The sequence below is a fragment of the Inquilinus limosus genome, from assembly GCF_051487185.1.
Taxonomy (GTDB): Bacteria; Pseudomonadota; Alphaproteobacteria; order DSM-16000; family Inquilinaceae; genus Inquilinus; species Inquilinus limosus_F.
This window is the reverse complement of the sequence record NZ_JAHVDK010000022.1, coordinates 86063-100798: the sequence shown is the minus strand read 5'-3', so window position 1 is coordinate 100798 and position 14736 is coordinate 86063. Positions and strand designations below refer to the sequence as shown.

At 67.1% G+C, this 14736-nt stretch carries 10 protein-coding genes; 4 read left to right on the top strand and 6 right to left on the bottom strand.

Annotation, left to right across the window (positions count from 1 at the left end):
* Positions 1-30 precede the first annotated feature (30 nt).
* The 4 genes from KXR53_RS23635 to KXR53_RS23620 all read left to right on the top strand — a co-directional run bounded on the left by KXR53_RS23635 (position 31) and on the right by KXR53_RS23620 (position 5370).
* Positions 31-987, top strand: a complete 957-nt coding sequence (locus KXR53_RS23635; RefSeq protein WP_437377736.1) for a carbohydrate ABC transporter permease — start codon at positions 31-33, stop codon at positions 985-987.
* 2 nt (positions 988-989) lie between these two features.
* Complete coding sequence (locus tag KXR53_RS23630; protein ID WP_437377735.1) at positions 990-1868, top strand: carbohydrate ABC transporter permease; 879 nt, start codon at positions 990-992, stop codon at positions 1866-1868.
* 89 nt (positions 1869-1957) lie between these two features.
* The gene (locus KXR53_RS23625) at positions 1958-3256 is read left to right on the top strand and encodes an ABC transporter substrate-binding protein (protein WP_437377734.1); all 1299 of its coding nucleotides are present in this window, start codon (positions 1958-1960) and stop codon (positions 3254-3256) included.
* Between the two features lie 41 nt (positions 3257-3297).
* Positions 3298-5370 (top strand): alpha-amylase family protein, encoded by a 2073-nt coding sequence (locus tag KXR53_RS23620; protein ID WP_437377733.1) that lies wholly within the window; start codon positions 3298-3300, stop codon positions 5368-5370.
* Positions 5371-5573: 203 nt separating this feature from the next.
* Here the strand turns inward: KXR53_RS23620 and KXR53_RS23615 are convergent, their stop codons facing one another.
* The 6 genes from KXR53_RS23615 to KXR53_RS23590 all read right to left on the bottom strand — a co-directional run bounded on the left by KXR53_RS23615 (position 5574) and on the right by KXR53_RS23590 (position 14725).
* Positions 5574-7688, bottom strand: coding sequence for a beta-galactosidase (locus tag KXR53_RS23615; protein WP_437377732.1), 2115 nt, complete (start codon positions 7686-7688; stop codon positions 5574-5576).
* A gap of 84 nt (positions 7689-7772) precedes the next feature.
* The gene (locus KXR53_RS23610) at positions 7773-8648 is read right to left on the bottom strand and encodes a 2-hydroxy-3-oxopropionate reductase (protein ID WP_437377731.1); all 876 of its coding nucleotides are present in this window, start codon (positions 8646-8648) and stop codon (positions 7773-7775) included.
* Positions 8649-8693: 45 nt separating this feature from the next.
* Entirely contained in the window at positions 8694-10406 is a 1713-nt protein-coding gene (locus KXR53_RS23605; protein ID WP_437377730.1) for an ABC transporter ATP-binding protein, read from the bottom strand.
* Positions 10407-10426: 20 nt separating this feature from the next.
* Entirely contained in the window at positions 10427-11602 is a 1176-nt protein-coding gene (locus tag KXR53_RS23600; RefSeq protein ID WP_437377729.1) for an ABC transporter permease, read from the bottom strand.
* Positions 11602-12588 carry an ABC transporter permease gene (locus KXR53_RS23595; protein WP_437377728.1) on the bottom strand — a complete coding sequence of 329 codons (987 nt, stop codon included), beginning with the start codon at positions 12586-12588 and terminating at the stop codon, positions 11602-11604. Before KXR53_RS23595 ends, KXR53_RS23600 begins: the two co-directional genes overlap by 1 nt.
* A 28-nt stretch (positions 12589-12616) precedes the next feature.
* Positions 12617-14725, bottom strand: a complete 2109-nt coding sequence (locus KXR53_RS23590) for an alpha-amylase family protein (protein ID WP_437377727.1) — start codon at positions 14723-14725, stop codon at positions 12617-12619.
* Between the last annotated feature and the right edge of the window lie 11 nt (positions 14726-14736).

Here is a 14736-nt window from a genome sequence, read left to right as displayed (position 1 = left end):
GCGGGCCGCGCCGGAGGGAGGACATTGCGCGTGGCCCTCGAGCACACCAGCGGCAGGAACGGATCGCTCTTCGCCGGGACCCTGTCCAGGCCGCGGCGGCGCAGGCGTGCGGCGCGGCCGCAATACGAGGCCTATCTCTTCCTGCTGCCATGGTTCACGGGCCTCTTCATCCTGACCGCCGGCCCGCTCGCGGCCTCGCTCTATCTGTCCTTCACCGATTTCGACCTGCTCGGCAGCCCGTCATGGATCGGGCTCACCAACTACATCGACCTCTTCACCTATGACCCGCGCTATCTCGGCGCATTCAAGGTGACGTTCATCTATGTCTTCCTGGGCGTGCCGCTGCACCTCGCCTTCGCGCTGCTGGTTGCGATCCTCCTGAACCAGAAGGTCCGGGCGCTCGGCGTCTTCCGCGGGATCTACTACCTGCCGTCGCTGCTCGGCGGCAGCGTCGCCGTCGCCGTCATGTGGCGCCAGCTCTTCGGCGATGCCGGCGTCGTCAACCAGCTCATCGGCCTCTTCGGCATCGACGCGCCGAACTGGATCTCGAATCCGCGATACGCGCTCTACACGCTGATCCTGCTGCACGCCTGGCAGTTCGGGTCGGCGATGGTCATCTTCCTCGCCGGGCTGAAACAGGTGCCGCAGGAGCTCTACGACGCCGCGGAAATCGACGGCGCCGGCCGCTGGAAGCAGTTCCGGCACATCACCCTGCCGATGATCACGCCGGTGATCTTCTTCAACCTGGTCATGGGAATCATCCATTCCTTCCAGGCCTTTACCTCCGCCTACATCGTCAGCGGCGGCACCGGCGGCCCGTCGGACTCGACCCTCTTCTACACGCTGTACCTGTACCAGGAGGGATTCACGAACTTCCACATGGGCTACGCCTCGGCGATGGCCTGGGTTCTGCTTGTCGTGATCGCCTTCTTCACGGCGCTCAACTTCGCCTTTTCGCGGCGTTGGGTCTTCTACGGGGATCAATGACGATGGTTTCGCTTGAGCTCGGCCTCGGGCCGAAAGGCATCGTCGGACAGGCGCGGCGGGGACGGGCGGGATGGGGCGTCTATGCCGTGCTCGTGATCGGCGCTCTCGTGATGATCTATCCGCTCGTCTGGATGGTCTTGAGCTCGCTCAAGTCCGATCAGGAGATCTTCTCGAACCCGGCGGCGCTGCCGACACAATTCGATCTCGACAACTACATGGCGGGGTGGACGGCCACCGAGCCCAGCTTCACCCGCTACTTCCTCAATTCCTTTGCCATCTGTCTCGGTGCGGTGATCGGCAACGTGTTCGCCTGCTCGCTGGCGGCCTTCGCCTTCGCCAGGCTGAGATTTCCGCTGAAGGGCGTGCTGTTCACCATCATGCTCCTGACGCTGATGCTGCCGTCGCACGCCCTCCTCGTTCCGCAATACGTCCTCTATGTCGGCCTCGACTGGGTGAACACCTATCTTCCCCTTATCGTGCCGAAATTCCTGGCGACGGATGCGTTCTTCATCTTCCTGATGGTGCAGTTCATCCGGACGATTCCGCGCGAGCTCGACGAGGCGGCGACGATCGACGGCTGCGGAAGTTTCGCGCTGTTCCGGCACATCATCTTCCCCCTGCTGCGGCCGGCGATCATCACGACGATCATCTTCACCTTCATCTGGACCTATAACGACTTCTTCTCGCAGCTCATCTACCTGACCTCGCCGGAGTCGCTCACGGTGCCGGTCGCGCTGCGCAGCCTCGTCGACACCTCCGGCGGCGCCTATGCGCAGCTGCTGGCGATGTCGGTCCTCAGCCTGGTCCCGACCTTCGTCGTCTTTCTCGTCTTCCAGCGCCGGCTCGTGGAGGGGATCAGCACGTCTGGAATCAAGGGATAGGCCGGCGCTTCCGCCGCATGCCCATCCGTCCACGCAGGGCACGCCGCCGAGAACGGCGAGGCCCGAAACAAGGGAGGAGGACTACCGAGATGGCCACGATCAACACCGCGATGAGCCGACGGGCGCTGCTCCTCGGCGGCGCCGCGCTCGGCGGGTTCGCCGCCCTGGGCAGCATGGCGGCGAGGGCTGAGACCGGGCCGGTCCGCTTCGGCATCTTCGGCAATGCCCAGAAGCTCGAGATCCGCAGCCGCTCGATCGCCAAGTACAACGAGCTTCACCCCGACACCCCCGTCACCTTCGAGGGCGTGCCGAGCGCCTCTTGGCCGGACAAGATCGCGGCCATGGTCGCCGGCGGCAATGCGCCCGATGTCATCACGCTCGGCGTCGCCGACATGGTGCAATATGCCTCCCGTGGCGCGCTCGACCCGCTCGACCCCTTCGTCCCGGCCCTGTTCCGCGCCGATCTGTTCGACACGACGGTGCTCGATCTCGGCCGGGTTGGCGGCAAGATCTACGGCGTGCCGATCGCCGTCAGCATCCAGGGCCTCGCCTGCAACCTGTCCGCGCTGCAGCGCCTCGGCATGGGCGAGCCGCCGGCCGCATGGACTTATGAGGAGTTCGCAAAGTTCTGCGCAGACATCCATCGCGCCGACCCGCAGCTCTATGGCAGCCACGACGGCGCCGCGAGGCTCGATACTTTCCAGATGTATCTGATGAGCCAGGGCCGGTCGCTCTACGACGGAAAGAGGCTGGCCGTCACCGCCGACGATGTCGCCCAGTGGCTCGATTACTGGGACAGGATGCGCAAGAGCGGCGGCGCGGTGCCGGCCGACCTCCAGGCGCCGTTCACCGGCACGGAGTGGCCGAACAGCCCGCTCGTCAAGGGCAAGGCGGTCTTCGCCTCGATCGCCTCGCAGGATCTCGCCGGCGGCTACCAGGCGCTCACGAAGGACACGCTCTCGATCACGACGCCGCCCTCGGCCGGCGCCGAAGCGAGTCCCGGCTACTATCCGCAGCCGACGAGCTCGCTCTGCCTCTACGCCAAGAGCGGGAACAAGGAAGCGGCCGTCAAGGTCATCGACTGGTTCGTGAGCGATCCGGAGTCGGCGAAGATTCTCGGGCTCATCAGCGGACCGCCCGCCTCGAAGCCCGCGCTTCAGGCGGTACTGGAGCTCGAGGACCTCGCGCCGGTCGACGAGCGCGTCCTCAAATACAGCCAGGCCGCGCTCGCCAGGGCGCTGCCGGCGCCCCCGCCGCAGAAGGCCGGACGCGCCATCGAAGACCTGATGCGCCGGGTGAACGAGGACGTCGGCTTCGGCAAGTCCTCGGTCCAGGAGGCCGCCCAGGCCTTCGTCGATCAAGGCCATGCCCTGATGCGGCGGGCGTGAGCCCGGCCGCCTGAACCGAGCCCACACAGGAGACGTCCCCGATGCCCCTCGATCGTGAAGCGACACCCGCCGTCGAAGCCCCCGGAGACCGCTCCGGCGGCTGGTGGCGCCAGCCCTTCTCGGTGTTCCAGACCAATCTTCAGGAAGTCGATGCGGTCATGGATGTCGAGAAGACGCTGGACGTCATCGAGGACTACGGCGCCGACACGTGGCTGATCAACACGGGGGGCATCGCGTCCTTCTATCCGACGGAGCTGCCGTTCCAGACGCGCAGCCCGTTCCTCGCCGACCGGCCGTCGGGGGACCTGATCGGCGATGCCGTGGCGGCAGCGCACCACCGCGGCATCCGGGTGCTCTCGCGTCTCGATTTCTCCAAGGTCTCCGCGCGCATCGCGCGCGAGCACCCGGACTGGCTCTTCGTCTCGCCGACCGGAAAGCCACAGATCTACAACACGCTCTTCAGCACCTGCCCGTCGGCCGACTATTACCAGCACCGATCGCTCGACATTCTCGACGAGATCATCGGCCGCTATCCGGTCGACGGTTTCTTCTTCAACTGGTTCGGCTTCTCCGAGCGCGACTACAGCCGCGTCTATCACGGGGTCTGCCACTGTGCGAAATGCCGGGAGGGCTTCAGCGCCTTCAGCAACGGACAGGAGCTGCCGGACGGGCCGGGGTCGCCGACCTATCCCGACTGGCTCAAGTTCTCGAGCCAGGTGATCAGGACGCTGACCTGGAGGATCGCCAATCACATCACGACGCGGCGGCCCGACGCCGCCCTCGTGCTCGGCCGCGGCGCGCCGATCGTCTACCACGAGGCGAACAACGCCTTCGGCCGCGAGCTGTGGCATCACAATACGTCGGAATGGGTCAGCGCGCATGTGACGGCGATGCCCGAGATCGCGCTGATGGTGAACTCCGTGTCCTTCGTCGACATGCCCTACCGGATGGCGGGTGAGCAGCCGGAGCATTTCGCGCAGTATCTGCTGCAGGCGATCGCGCGCGGCGGCAATCCGTCGACCTACATCATGGGCGCGCCCGGCCGCATCCCTTACGCCAATCTGGCCTATTCGAGCCAGATCACGAAGTTCCACCGCAAGCATCGCGATCTCTATGCCCGGCTGAAACCGGCCGCGAGCATCGCGCTCGTGCGGCCGGATCGGCTGAGAAGCGCCAGCCCCGGCTACACGGAAGCGGTCGAGGAGTTCCGCGGCCTCTACACGGCGCTGCAGGAGAAGCATCTCTCCTTTGACGTCCTTGCGGTCGAGCTCATCGGCAAAATGGCCCAGGAAAATGCGCTCGAGCGCTACGCGCTCATCATCCTGCCCGATCTCGGCGCGCTCGGCCGGCAGACCGCCGAAGCGCTCGACGCCTTCGTCCGCAAAGGCGGGAACCTCGTGCTGACCGGCGGCAGCGGCGTGGCCGAGGACGGCGGCATCGAGCTCGCCACCAGCCCGGCCCTGATGCGCGTCGGTGCGCCGAAATCCGGCGACGAGCTCTGGTCGACCTATGTCGCCGGCAGCGAGCAGCCGGAGATCGGGAATTATCGCTATGCGCCGCCTATCATCCCGGTCTATGGCAGCTATGCCCGCTTCGTCTGGAAGCCCGGCGTGGAGAAGCTCGGCAGGCTCCTGCCGCAGGCTCCCTTCGGGCCGCCGGAGAAGTGCTACGGCCATGCGGCCAGCGACGATCCCGATGTCGTCCGGCTCGCGGGCCGGGGCAAGGTCGTCCAGATCCCCTGGACGATCGGCCGGACCTATCGCGAGTTCGGCACCACCCAGGTGCGCGATCACTTCCTCGATGCCGTCAGGCCGCTCACCAGGCAGCGGCTCTTTGCCGAGCTGCCGGAGCAGGTCGAGCTGATCCTCGGCCGCGACGATGAGCACTTGGTCGTGCATCTCATCAACCAGTCGGGCGCCCGGCGAAAGTCGTTCGGGCCGCATCTGACGATCACGGGCGGGCGGCTTCGGCTGAAGGGGGCAGGCACGTCCCGAGAACCGGAGCTGCTCGTGTCGGGAGAGGCTGCGACGGTCCGGGAAGCGAATGGCGATCTCCTGATCGACCTGCCGCCGCTCGAGCTCTTCGAGGTGATCCGAATCAAGGCAGATGGGTGAGCGCGGCCCTGCGGGCGAACCGACCGGTTGGAGTCTCAACCAATACCATTGGCCTTTGAGATCGACTCTTCGGTCCCTTCCCCGTCATGGCGAGGCGCGGAGCGCCGTGGCCATCCAGAGGCCGGTGCCGCTGGGTGGCCACGCCCCCCAATAGGCGTAAGGGGCGGGGCTCGCCATGACGGGTCAATATTTCGGCCCCCAATCTAAGTCAGCCGGACCACCAGAGCGTCCCGCGGTGGGACCACCACCTCAGCATCCTGGACCCGGGCGCCCTCGCCCGCCCAATGCGTCTTGCCGATAGCGAGCGTCCCGTGTCGGGCGGCGAGCGCAACGGTCGAGCGCTGGGTCTCGCGCGTCGGGTTCACCACCCAGAGCACCCTGCCCCCTTCGCCCTCATGAAGCCTGGCCTGCATCGCGGCGTTCGAGAGCCGCACATGCTGCTGCTTGCCGGTCCAGGCGAAGACTTCGGCAAAATAGCTCCGGTTCGCCGCGCCTGAGGTTCGGAAGTAGCCGACCCCCGGGTGGGTGCCGACCAGCAGCGTCCGCCCGCGGCCATGAGTGCTCTCGACCACAGCGATCCGCCCGTCGGCAAACCGGCCGCGCTCGGTCCCGCCCGCGAGCGTATAGCTCTGCAGGAACCCGCCGCCCGTGACGGTCTGGCCGGCATAGGCGAAGCGGATGCGGTCGCCGATGTCGGGCATGAATTCGACCTCGTGCTCTTGCGCCCCGAAGACGCGGTCGAGCCCGTGGTTCGGCTGCACCGTGCCCACCTTGCCGCGATCGCCGAAATAGCCGATGCAGGCCTCGCTGATCAGCGCGCCGCCCGCTTCCACCCATCGGGCAAGCCTCTCCGCATGCGCCGCCGTCAGCATGATCGGGTATGGCGCGTAGATGGTGCCGTAGGCGTCGATATCATCGATATGCACCCAGTCCGCCTGGATGCCGTTGTCGAAGAAGCCGCGATAGGCGCCCCACATCGCCTCGGCGTAGGTTTCCGGGCAGTGGCGGTGGTTGAGCAGGTGGTCCCAGGCCTGCGCCTCTGGGATGACCAGGAGGCCGATATCGCCCTTCAGCGGCCGCGCCGCGAACAGCTCCTTCTGCTCCGGCGCGTTCGCCCATCTGGCGATGGCGCTCGCCATGTCCGAGCGCGGCGTGCGCGAGCCATCCATCGCGTAGGAGCCGAAGGCGCCGAACAGCGGGCCGTCGAGCAGCGGCCGCCAGCGCAGGTTCAGGACGCCGGTCGCGCCGGCGGCGAAGGACGTCATCGTCCAGACCCGGATGTCCTCGGGCTCGGCAACCCGACCGTCCTCCTTGTCGCGGCCGAGCACCTGCGGCTGCAGCCAGAGCGGCCCGCCCTGGCGCTCCGCATGCCAGAAGGGTTTGCCGCGGGATGCGGCACGCGTGAGATCCGCGCCGTAGAAATTGCGCCAGGGCTGGTTGCCCTTGCGCGCCGGGACCCAGGTCATGCCGTAGATCTCGACCTTCGAGGCCGCCAGCCAGTCGTCGCAGCCATTCGCCGCCATGCTCGGGATGGCGCCGGCGATCCCGTGCGCCGCGATCAGGCAGTCCTGGTCCACCGAGCGGATCGTGTCGATGCGCCACTGCATCTGGCTGTAGAAGTTGTCCCGCCTGAATTCGAGCCAGTCGAGCCCTTCCGGATAGGCGGCGATCTCAGCCGGCGGCTCGATATCCTCCCACTCGGCATAGGAGTAGCGGTGCCAGGCCCGGGCGAGCGTTTCTAGATCGCCGTATTTATGCTTCAGCCATTCGCGATAGGCGGCCTTGGCATAATCCGAATAATCGACGTCGGCCGCGTAGTTGACCTCGTTCCAGACGTCGTAGCCGAGCAGCGCCGGATGCCCCTTGTAGCGGGCGGCCAGCGCCTTCAGGAAGTTGCCGGCGGCGTCCTTCACCTCGGGGCAGTTCATGGTCAGGGCACCCGCCCCGCCGCCATTGTTCGCGAAACCGCCCACGGCAGCGCTGACGCCCATGTTCGAGGTGAGCGGACGCCCGTCCATGCGGATCTGCCGCGCATGGGCGAATTTGCGATAGGCCCAGTCGGGGACGGTGTGGGTGAGCTCGGCGATGATGCTCTTGATGCCGTGCTCGGCCGCGAGGTCCATCTGCCGGTCATAGTCGTCCCAGTCGTAGACGCCGGGCCGGCGCTCGATGACGCTCCACATGAACCAGTGGCGGAAGACGTTGAGCCCGTCCTCCGCGGCTGTCCTGTAGTCCCGTTCCCAGTCCTCCCGCGGCGGGTTGGACTTTCTGAAGTAGACCGCTCCGAAGGGGATCTGCGGGACCTTGTCCGTCGGCATGTGAGTGCTCCTTCCGCGCAATATTGTCCTGTCGGCGGACGCGCCGCGCCCACCGCCTGATCGCCAGCGTGGTGGACTCCCGGGCTAGCCCGTTTCGCCGGCCAGCGCCTCAAGGGTCAGGATAAGGCCCGAATGATCCTTCTCGCCCGCGCCCATGGCGATCGCGGCGTTCATGAGCTGCTGCGTCGCCGCGGTGTTGGGCAGCATCAGGTCGAGCGCCTTGGCCGCGTCGATCGCCAGCGTCAGGTCCTTCCGGTGCAGCCGGATGCGGAAACCCGGATCGAAGCTGCGCCTGATCATGCGCTCGCCGTGCAGTTCGAGGATTCGGGAGGTGGCGAGCCCGCCCATCAGCGCCTCGCGCACCTTCGCGACATCGGCGCCCGCCTTCTTCGCGAACAGCAGCCCCTCCGCCACGGCCTGGATGGTCAGCGCCACGACGATCTGGTTCGCGACCTTGGCCGTCTGCCCGTCGCCGGTGCCGCCGACGAGCGTGATGGTCTTGCCCATCGTCGCGAAGATCGGCTTTGCGCGTCCGAAGACCTCCGCCTTGCCGCCGACCATGATGGTGAGCGAGGCATTCCTGGCGCCCACCTCGCCGCCCGAGACCGGAGCGTCGAGATAGTCGCAGCCGAGCGTCTCGATCCTGGCCGCGAAGTCCTTCGTCGCCACCGGCGAGATGGAGCTCATGTCGATCACGAGCTTGCCGGGCCTCAAACCGGAGGCGACGCCCTCCGCCCCGAACAGCACCTGCTCGACATCGGTCGTGTCGGGGACCATGAGGATGATCACGTCCGACTGTTCGGCGACGGCCCGCGGGCTCTCGGCGGCCACGCCGCCCCTCTCGACCAGGTGGCGCGACGGCTCCTTGACCCGGTGGAGGAACAGCAGATGGCCGGCATCGATCAGATGGCCGGCCATGGGCCGCCCCATCACGCCCAGCCCGATGAATCCGATCCTCATCGGCTTCCTCCGCAATGTTGTCCAACCCTCTTCGGCATGGCGTCCTCAGGCGACGAAACGGGTGCGGTGCATCATCCGCTTCCGGCGCGGATCGGGGCTCGGCACGGCCGAGATCAGGCTCCGGGTGTAGGGCTCGCGCGGCGCGGTGCAGATCTCTTCGGCCGGGCCCATCTCGACGAGACGCCCGCGATGCATGACCGCGACCCGGTCGCAGAAGTAGCGGACGACGGAGATGTCGTGCGAGATGAAGACGAAGCTCAGGCTGAGCCGTCTCTGGAGCTCGAGCAGCAGGTCGAGAATCTGCGAGCGGATCGAGACGTCGAGCGCGGCGGTCGCCTCGTCGGCGATGACGATGCGCGGGTCGAGCGCGAGCGCGCGGGCGATGCCGATGCGCTGCCGCTGCCCGCCTGAAAAGGCATGCGGATAGCGCTCCATGGCGAGCGGATCGAGGCCGACCAGCTCCATCAGCTCGGCGACCCGCTTCGTCAGGGCGGCCCCCCGCGCCGTCCCGCTCACATGGAGAGGATCGCCGATGATCTGCTTGACTGTCATGCGCGGGTTCAGCGACGCGAACGGGTCCTGGAACACCAGCCGCACGTCGCGGTGGAAGATCTTGAGCCCATGCTTGCCGAGCGCCGTGACCTCGACCGGCCGCCGCTCGCCGTCGATATAGGTGATGCGGCCGGCGCTGGGCTCGATCGTCCGCAGGATCAGCCGGCCGAGCGTGGTCTTGCCGGAGCCGCTTTCGCCGACGATGCCGAGATTTTCCCCCGGAAAGAGATCGAGGCTGACATCATCGACCGCCGTGATGGCATGGTCGCCGCGGCCATAGACCTTCGACACGTTGCGCAGCGACAGCACCGGCGCCGTCTCTCCCGGCGCGGCGCCCGCCGGCCTCGTAAGCGCGCGCCGGCTCTCCTCCAGCTTCATCGTCGAATGGAGCAGCGCGCGGGTGTAGGGGTGCCTCGCGTCGTGGAAGATGGCGTCGGCGCTGCCCCGCTCGACGATGCGGCCGTAATGCATCACCGCGACCTCGTCGGCGATCTCGGCGACCAGGCCCATGTCGTGCGTGATCAGCAGCATCGCCATGCCGCGGCTGTCCTGCAGCCGCTTGATGAGATCGAGGATCTCCGCCTGGGTGGTCACGTCGAGCGCCGTCGTCGGCTCGTCGGCGATGAGGATGTCGGGATTGCAGGCGAGCGCCATGGCGATCATCGCCCGCTGCCGCATGCCGCCTGAGAACTCGAAGGTGTAGCGGTCGACCATCCTGTCGGGATGGGGAATCTCGACCTGCCGCAGCAGGTCGATGGCCGCGTTGCGCGCGGCCCGCTTGCCGAGCCTGCGGTGGAGCCGCAGCGCCTCCACGATCTGGGAGCCGATCGTGTGCACGGGCGAGAGCGAGCTCATCGGCTCCTGAAAGATGAGGCCGATCCGCCCTCCGCGGATCTTCAGGAGGTCCGGGCTGCGCTCGTTGAGTCGGGCGATGTCGATCTCGCCGTCCTTGCCCCGCAGCAGGATGCGTCCGCCGGCGATCCGACCGTTGCGGTCGATGATGCGCAGCAGCGCCCGCGCCGTCACGCTCTTGCCCGAGCCGCTTTCGCCCACGAGGCAGAGCGTCCTGCCGCGCTTCAACTCGAAGCTCACCTCCCGCGCCGCGTGGAGGATATGGGTGCGCAGGCTGAAATCGAGGCTGAGCTGTTCGACCCGCAGCACCACTTCGGCGTCGGCGGCGGCCGCGGCGGGTCGTTCCGCTGTCATGAGTCCCATCGCGGCCCCGGTCATGAGTCGTAGGGGTCGGCAGCGTCGCGCATGCCGTCGCCGAGGAAGTTGAAGGCGAGCACGGCGAGCACCACGGCGCCCGCCGGCCAAACCAGGAGCCAGGGGGCGCCGGCGATGGTGCGCACGTTCTGCGCCTCCTGCAGCAGCACGCCCCAGGACACGACCGGCGGCTTCAGCCCGATGCCGAGGAAGGACAGCGCCGTCTCCGCCACGATCATGGTGGGCACGGCGAGCGTCACCACCGCGAGGATGTGGCTGGTGAGCGAGGGCAGGATGTGCCGGAAGATGAGCCGGCGCTCGCTCGACCCGTCCAGCCGCGCGGCGGTGACGAAATCTTCGCCCCGCAAGGCATAGAACCGGCCGCGCACCTCGCGCGCGAGCCCGGTCCAGCCGAACAGCGAGACGATGAGCGTGATGATGAAATAGACCTGGAGCGGCGACCAGGTGAGTGGGATGGCGGCCGCGAGCCCCAGCCAGAGCGGGATGGTGGGCATCGCGCTGATCACCTCGATGACGCGCTGGATCACCATGTCCACCGCCCCGCCGTAGAAGCCGGAGAGGCTGCCGAGCGTGACGCCGAGGAGCAGGCTGATGCAGACGCCGACGAGCCCGATCGACATGGAGACGCGGGTGCCGTGGATCAGCCGGCTCAGCATGTCGCGGCCGAGCTTGTCGGTGCCGAGCAGATACATGGTGTCGCCCGGCCGCAGAGGCCCGATGAGATGCCGGTCCAGGGGGATCAGGCCCCACAGCCGGTAGGCCGGGCCTTTCACGAAGATGCCGATGGGCACCACCTTGGCCTCGTCCACCACATAACTGCGGCGGAGCGACGCCTGGTCCACCTGCATGGAATAGCCGGTCACATGGGGCAGGAAACGCGAGCTGCCGTCGGGCTCGGTCACGAAGAACCGGATCTTCTGCGGTGGCGCATTGGTGAATTGCGGCCGCGCGGCACTGGGCAGCGCCGGCGCCAGGAACTCCGCAAAGGCGCCGATGAGATAGAGCGCGAGGATGACGATGCCCGAAGCCACCGCCAGCTTGTTGCGGGCGAAGCGCCTCCAGATCAGTGCCCACTGCCCGGCGGCGGCGATCTCGCTGCCGTTGGTCCCGGGCTTCAGGAGGGTGATGGCGGGTCCCGTCTCCGCCGGCCCGTCGATGAAGATGTGCTCGCTCATCAGGTGAACCGGATTCTGGGATCGAGCAGCGCGAGGAGGATGTCGGAGACCAGCATCCCGATCAGCGTCAGCACGCCCATCAGGAGGATGAAGCTGCCGGCCAGATACATGTCCTGCGAGATCAGGGCCCTGAGAAGGAGTGGCCCGGCCGTGGGCAGGTTGAGCACGATCGCGGTGATGGTCACCCCGGAAATCAGCTCCGGCAGCACCCAGCCGATCGCGGAGACGAAGGGGTTCAGCGCGATACGCACCGGATATTTCACCACCACCTTGTATTCGGGCAGGCCCTTCGCCTTGGCCGTGACGACGTAAGGCTTGTTGAGCTCGTCGCTGAGATTGGCGCGCAGGATGCGGATCAACGCCGCGGTGCCGTTCGTGCCGATGACGATGACCGGAATCCAGAGATGCGACATGAGGTCGAGGAATTTCGCCCAGGACCACGGCGCATCGGCATATTCCGGCGAGTACAGCCCGCCGACGCTCTGGCCGAAGTATTTGTAGGAGAGATACATCAGCGTCAGCGCCAGGATGAAGTTCGGCACTGCAAGTCCGAGGAATCCGAGCAAAGTGAAGCTGTAGTCGCCGATCGAATGGCGGCGCACGGCCGAATAGATGCCGATCGGCAGCGAGACGGCCCAGACGAAGAGCAGCGAGGCGATGGAGATCGCCAGCGTCGAGCCCATCCGCTCCCAGATCAGATCGGCGACCGGCCGGTTCCATTCGAAGGAATAGCCGAAATCGCCGCGGAACAGGATGCCGCTCATCCACTTCCCGTACTGCACCCAGACCGGATCGTCGAAGCCGTAGATCTCCCTGAGCCGCGCCAACTGCGCCGGATCCACGTTCTGGCCGGAGTCCGTCATCATGGCGATCATCGAGGTGAGATAGTCGCCCGGCGGAAGCTGGATGATGAGGAACGCGATGATCGACATGCCGAACAGGGTCGGGACCATGTAGATCAGGCGTTTGATGACATAACGCAGCATGTCCGCCCGCGCCCCTCCCTCTCCTTGTTCACGCCCAGGTGATGTGCACCACCTCGACCAGGTCGATCCCCGGCACGGTCACGATCACGCGTGCGCCTTCCAACCGGGCGTCGGCTTTCGCACCGGCCACGAGCAATCTCGCAGCGGAGAAGGAGCGGTCCTCGGGGATCGCCACCGAGACCTCCTGCCGCCCCACGGGATGGATCTCCCGCGTCGGGCCTTTCATCATCATCGGATTGGTGAGGTTCTGCAGCGCGACCGCGAGCTCGCCCTCGGCCTCGCGCACGGCGATATCCAGCACCGCCTGCCCCTTGACCTCGACATCCGGCCGCTTGCCGAGCGCCCAGCGCACGGCGTTCGCGATCAGCCGCTGATGGTCGGCGGTCAGCACCTCCCAGAAGATCCGGCCGATGTTCCAGGGGATGTAGACGGTGCGCCCCCCATCCGGGTGCCGGCGCGCCACGACCGCGGCGCCGTTCGGCGCCTCGCGCGGATAGACCTCCTCCATCGGCAGGTCCGGGAAATCCGGCACATACAGGAACGGTATCTCGGCGTCGGCCGCCGCCTCGACGGCGATCAGATGCGTGCCGCCGATGATGCGCTCCGCCCCCTCGTAGCCCTCCGAAATCGGATGGCTGCCGTTGAGCGCCACATAGCTGTTCTGGACCGGCCCCCTGGATGGCTTCGTCATCCTGACGCCGAGAAGGCCGCCCAGCGCCAGGGTCCCGCGCGGGCGGTTGTTCTCGTCGCGTGTCGAGGTCTCATAGGCCGCGACCACGCTGCCGCCGCGGGCCACATAGGCCTCCAGCGCGGCGCATTGCGCGTCGGAGAGGCAGGTCGCGTTGGCGAGGATCACGACCTTGAACCGGTCGAGCCGCTCGGGCGTCATCGCCTGGTCCGACAGCATCTCGAAGGGCAGCTTCTCCTCGACCAGCGCCTGGTAGAAGCCGAGATCGTCGGCCTCCGCCTCCTTGCGCGTCTCCGGCCCATGGTGGCGCAGGGTGGTGGCCGGATCGAGGATGGCGATTTCCGCCGCCGGCCTGGTCGCCGCAAACACCGGCTCCAGCACGGCGTGCAGGCCGAAGCTCTCGACGACCGGCTCGACCCAGCGCTTGTCGGGCACCACGCCGTTGAATTTCGTGAACCAGGGCAGCATGCCCTGCACCACGCCGTCGAGCATCCATGACCGGATCTCCGGGCCGGTCGTCACCGCATCCTTCCAGCGGTACTTCTCCTCGGGCCCGATGGAGGTGATGAGGACCGCCGGCCGCTCGCGGAAGGTCGCCCGCATGCGCTTGCCGTTGCGGCCCGACATCCAGATCGGCTCGGTGCCGCGCCGGCCCTGATCGTCGACGACGAGGAACGGGCAGTGCCGTTCGATCAACGTCAGATCGAACTCCATCAGCGACGCGCCGCCCATATTGGGAATGAAGCTGGTGTTCGGCTTGATCGCCTTCATCGCCTCGTCCCATTCGACGACGAGGCGGCTCAGCACCGCGCGCCGCCAGGCCGCCCAGGCCATCCAGGCCGGATCCTCGGGATCGGCGTCGAGCGGCAGGTCGTGGCCGGACGCGTCGCGGAAATTCCGCCGGCAGGTGTCGCAGTAGCAGATGCCATGCCCCTGCCAGCGATTGGCGAAGATCGCGTCGATGTCGTAGTCGCGCGTGATCTCCCGCAGCACTTCGGGCATGAACTTGAAGTTGTAGTCGCTGTAGGCGCAGGTCACCCAGACGCTCGGATAGGCCCAGTGGCGACGCTTCCGGCCCTCCCTGTCGACCGCGATCCATTCCGGATGGGCGTCGGCCGCGTCCTGGTGGATGGCGTGCGGATCGACGCGCGCCATGACATGCATGCCTAGGCGCCGGGCGCCCTCGACCAACACGCCGAAGGGGTCGGTGTCGCCCAGATATCGGCTCACATAATGGAACGGCACCTTCGACGGGTAATAGGCGATGTAGCCCCCGGCGCTGAGACAGGTCGCATTCGACTTGCTGCGCCGGAACAGGTCGATCCAGAACTCCGGGTCGAAGCGGACGGGATCGTCCTCGGCGAGGGTGAGCTGCGTCCAGCGCGTCGCCGACCTGTACCAGTCGGCTGTCCTCAGGCCTCCGGCCGATGGCGCAACGGTCTGCAGCATGTCTCGCTCTC

Coding starts and splice junctions, on each gene's coding strand:
- KXR53_RS23630 (WP_437377735.1), top strand. CDS start 990: ATGGTTTCGCTTGAGCTCGGCCTCGGGCCGAAAGGCATCGTCGGACAG.
- KXR53_RS23625 (WP_437377734.1), top strand. CDS start 1,958: ATGGCCACGATCAACACCGCGATGAGCCGACGGGCGCTGCTCCTCGGC.
- KXR53_RS23620 (WP_437377733.1), top strand. CDS start 3,298: ATGCCCCTCGATCGTGAAGCGACACCCGCCGTCGAAGCCCCCGGAGAC.
- KXR53_RS23615 (WP_437377732.1), bottom strand. CDS start 7,688: ATGCCGACGGACAAGGTCCCGCAGATCCCCTTCGGAGCGGTCTACTTC.
- KXR53_RS23610 (WP_437377731.1), bottom strand. CDS start 8,648: ATGAGGATCGGATTCATCGGGCTGGGCGTGATGGGGCGGCCCATGGCC.
- KXR53_RS23605 (WP_437377730.1), bottom strand. CDS start 10,406: ATGACAGCGGAACGACCCGCCGCGGCCGCCGCCGACGCCGAAGTGGTG.
- KXR53_RS23600 (WP_437377729.1), bottom strand. CDS start 11,602: ATGAGCGAGCACATCTTCATCGACGGGCCGGCGGAGACGGGACCCGCC.
- KXR53_RS23595 (WP_437377728.1), bottom strand. CDS start 12,588: ATGCTGCGTTATGTCATCAAACGCCTGATCTACATGGTCCCGACCCTG.
- KXR53_RS23590 (WP_437377727.1), bottom strand. CDS start 14,725: ATGCTGCAGACCGTTGCGCCATCGGCCGGAGGCCTGAGGACAGCCGAC.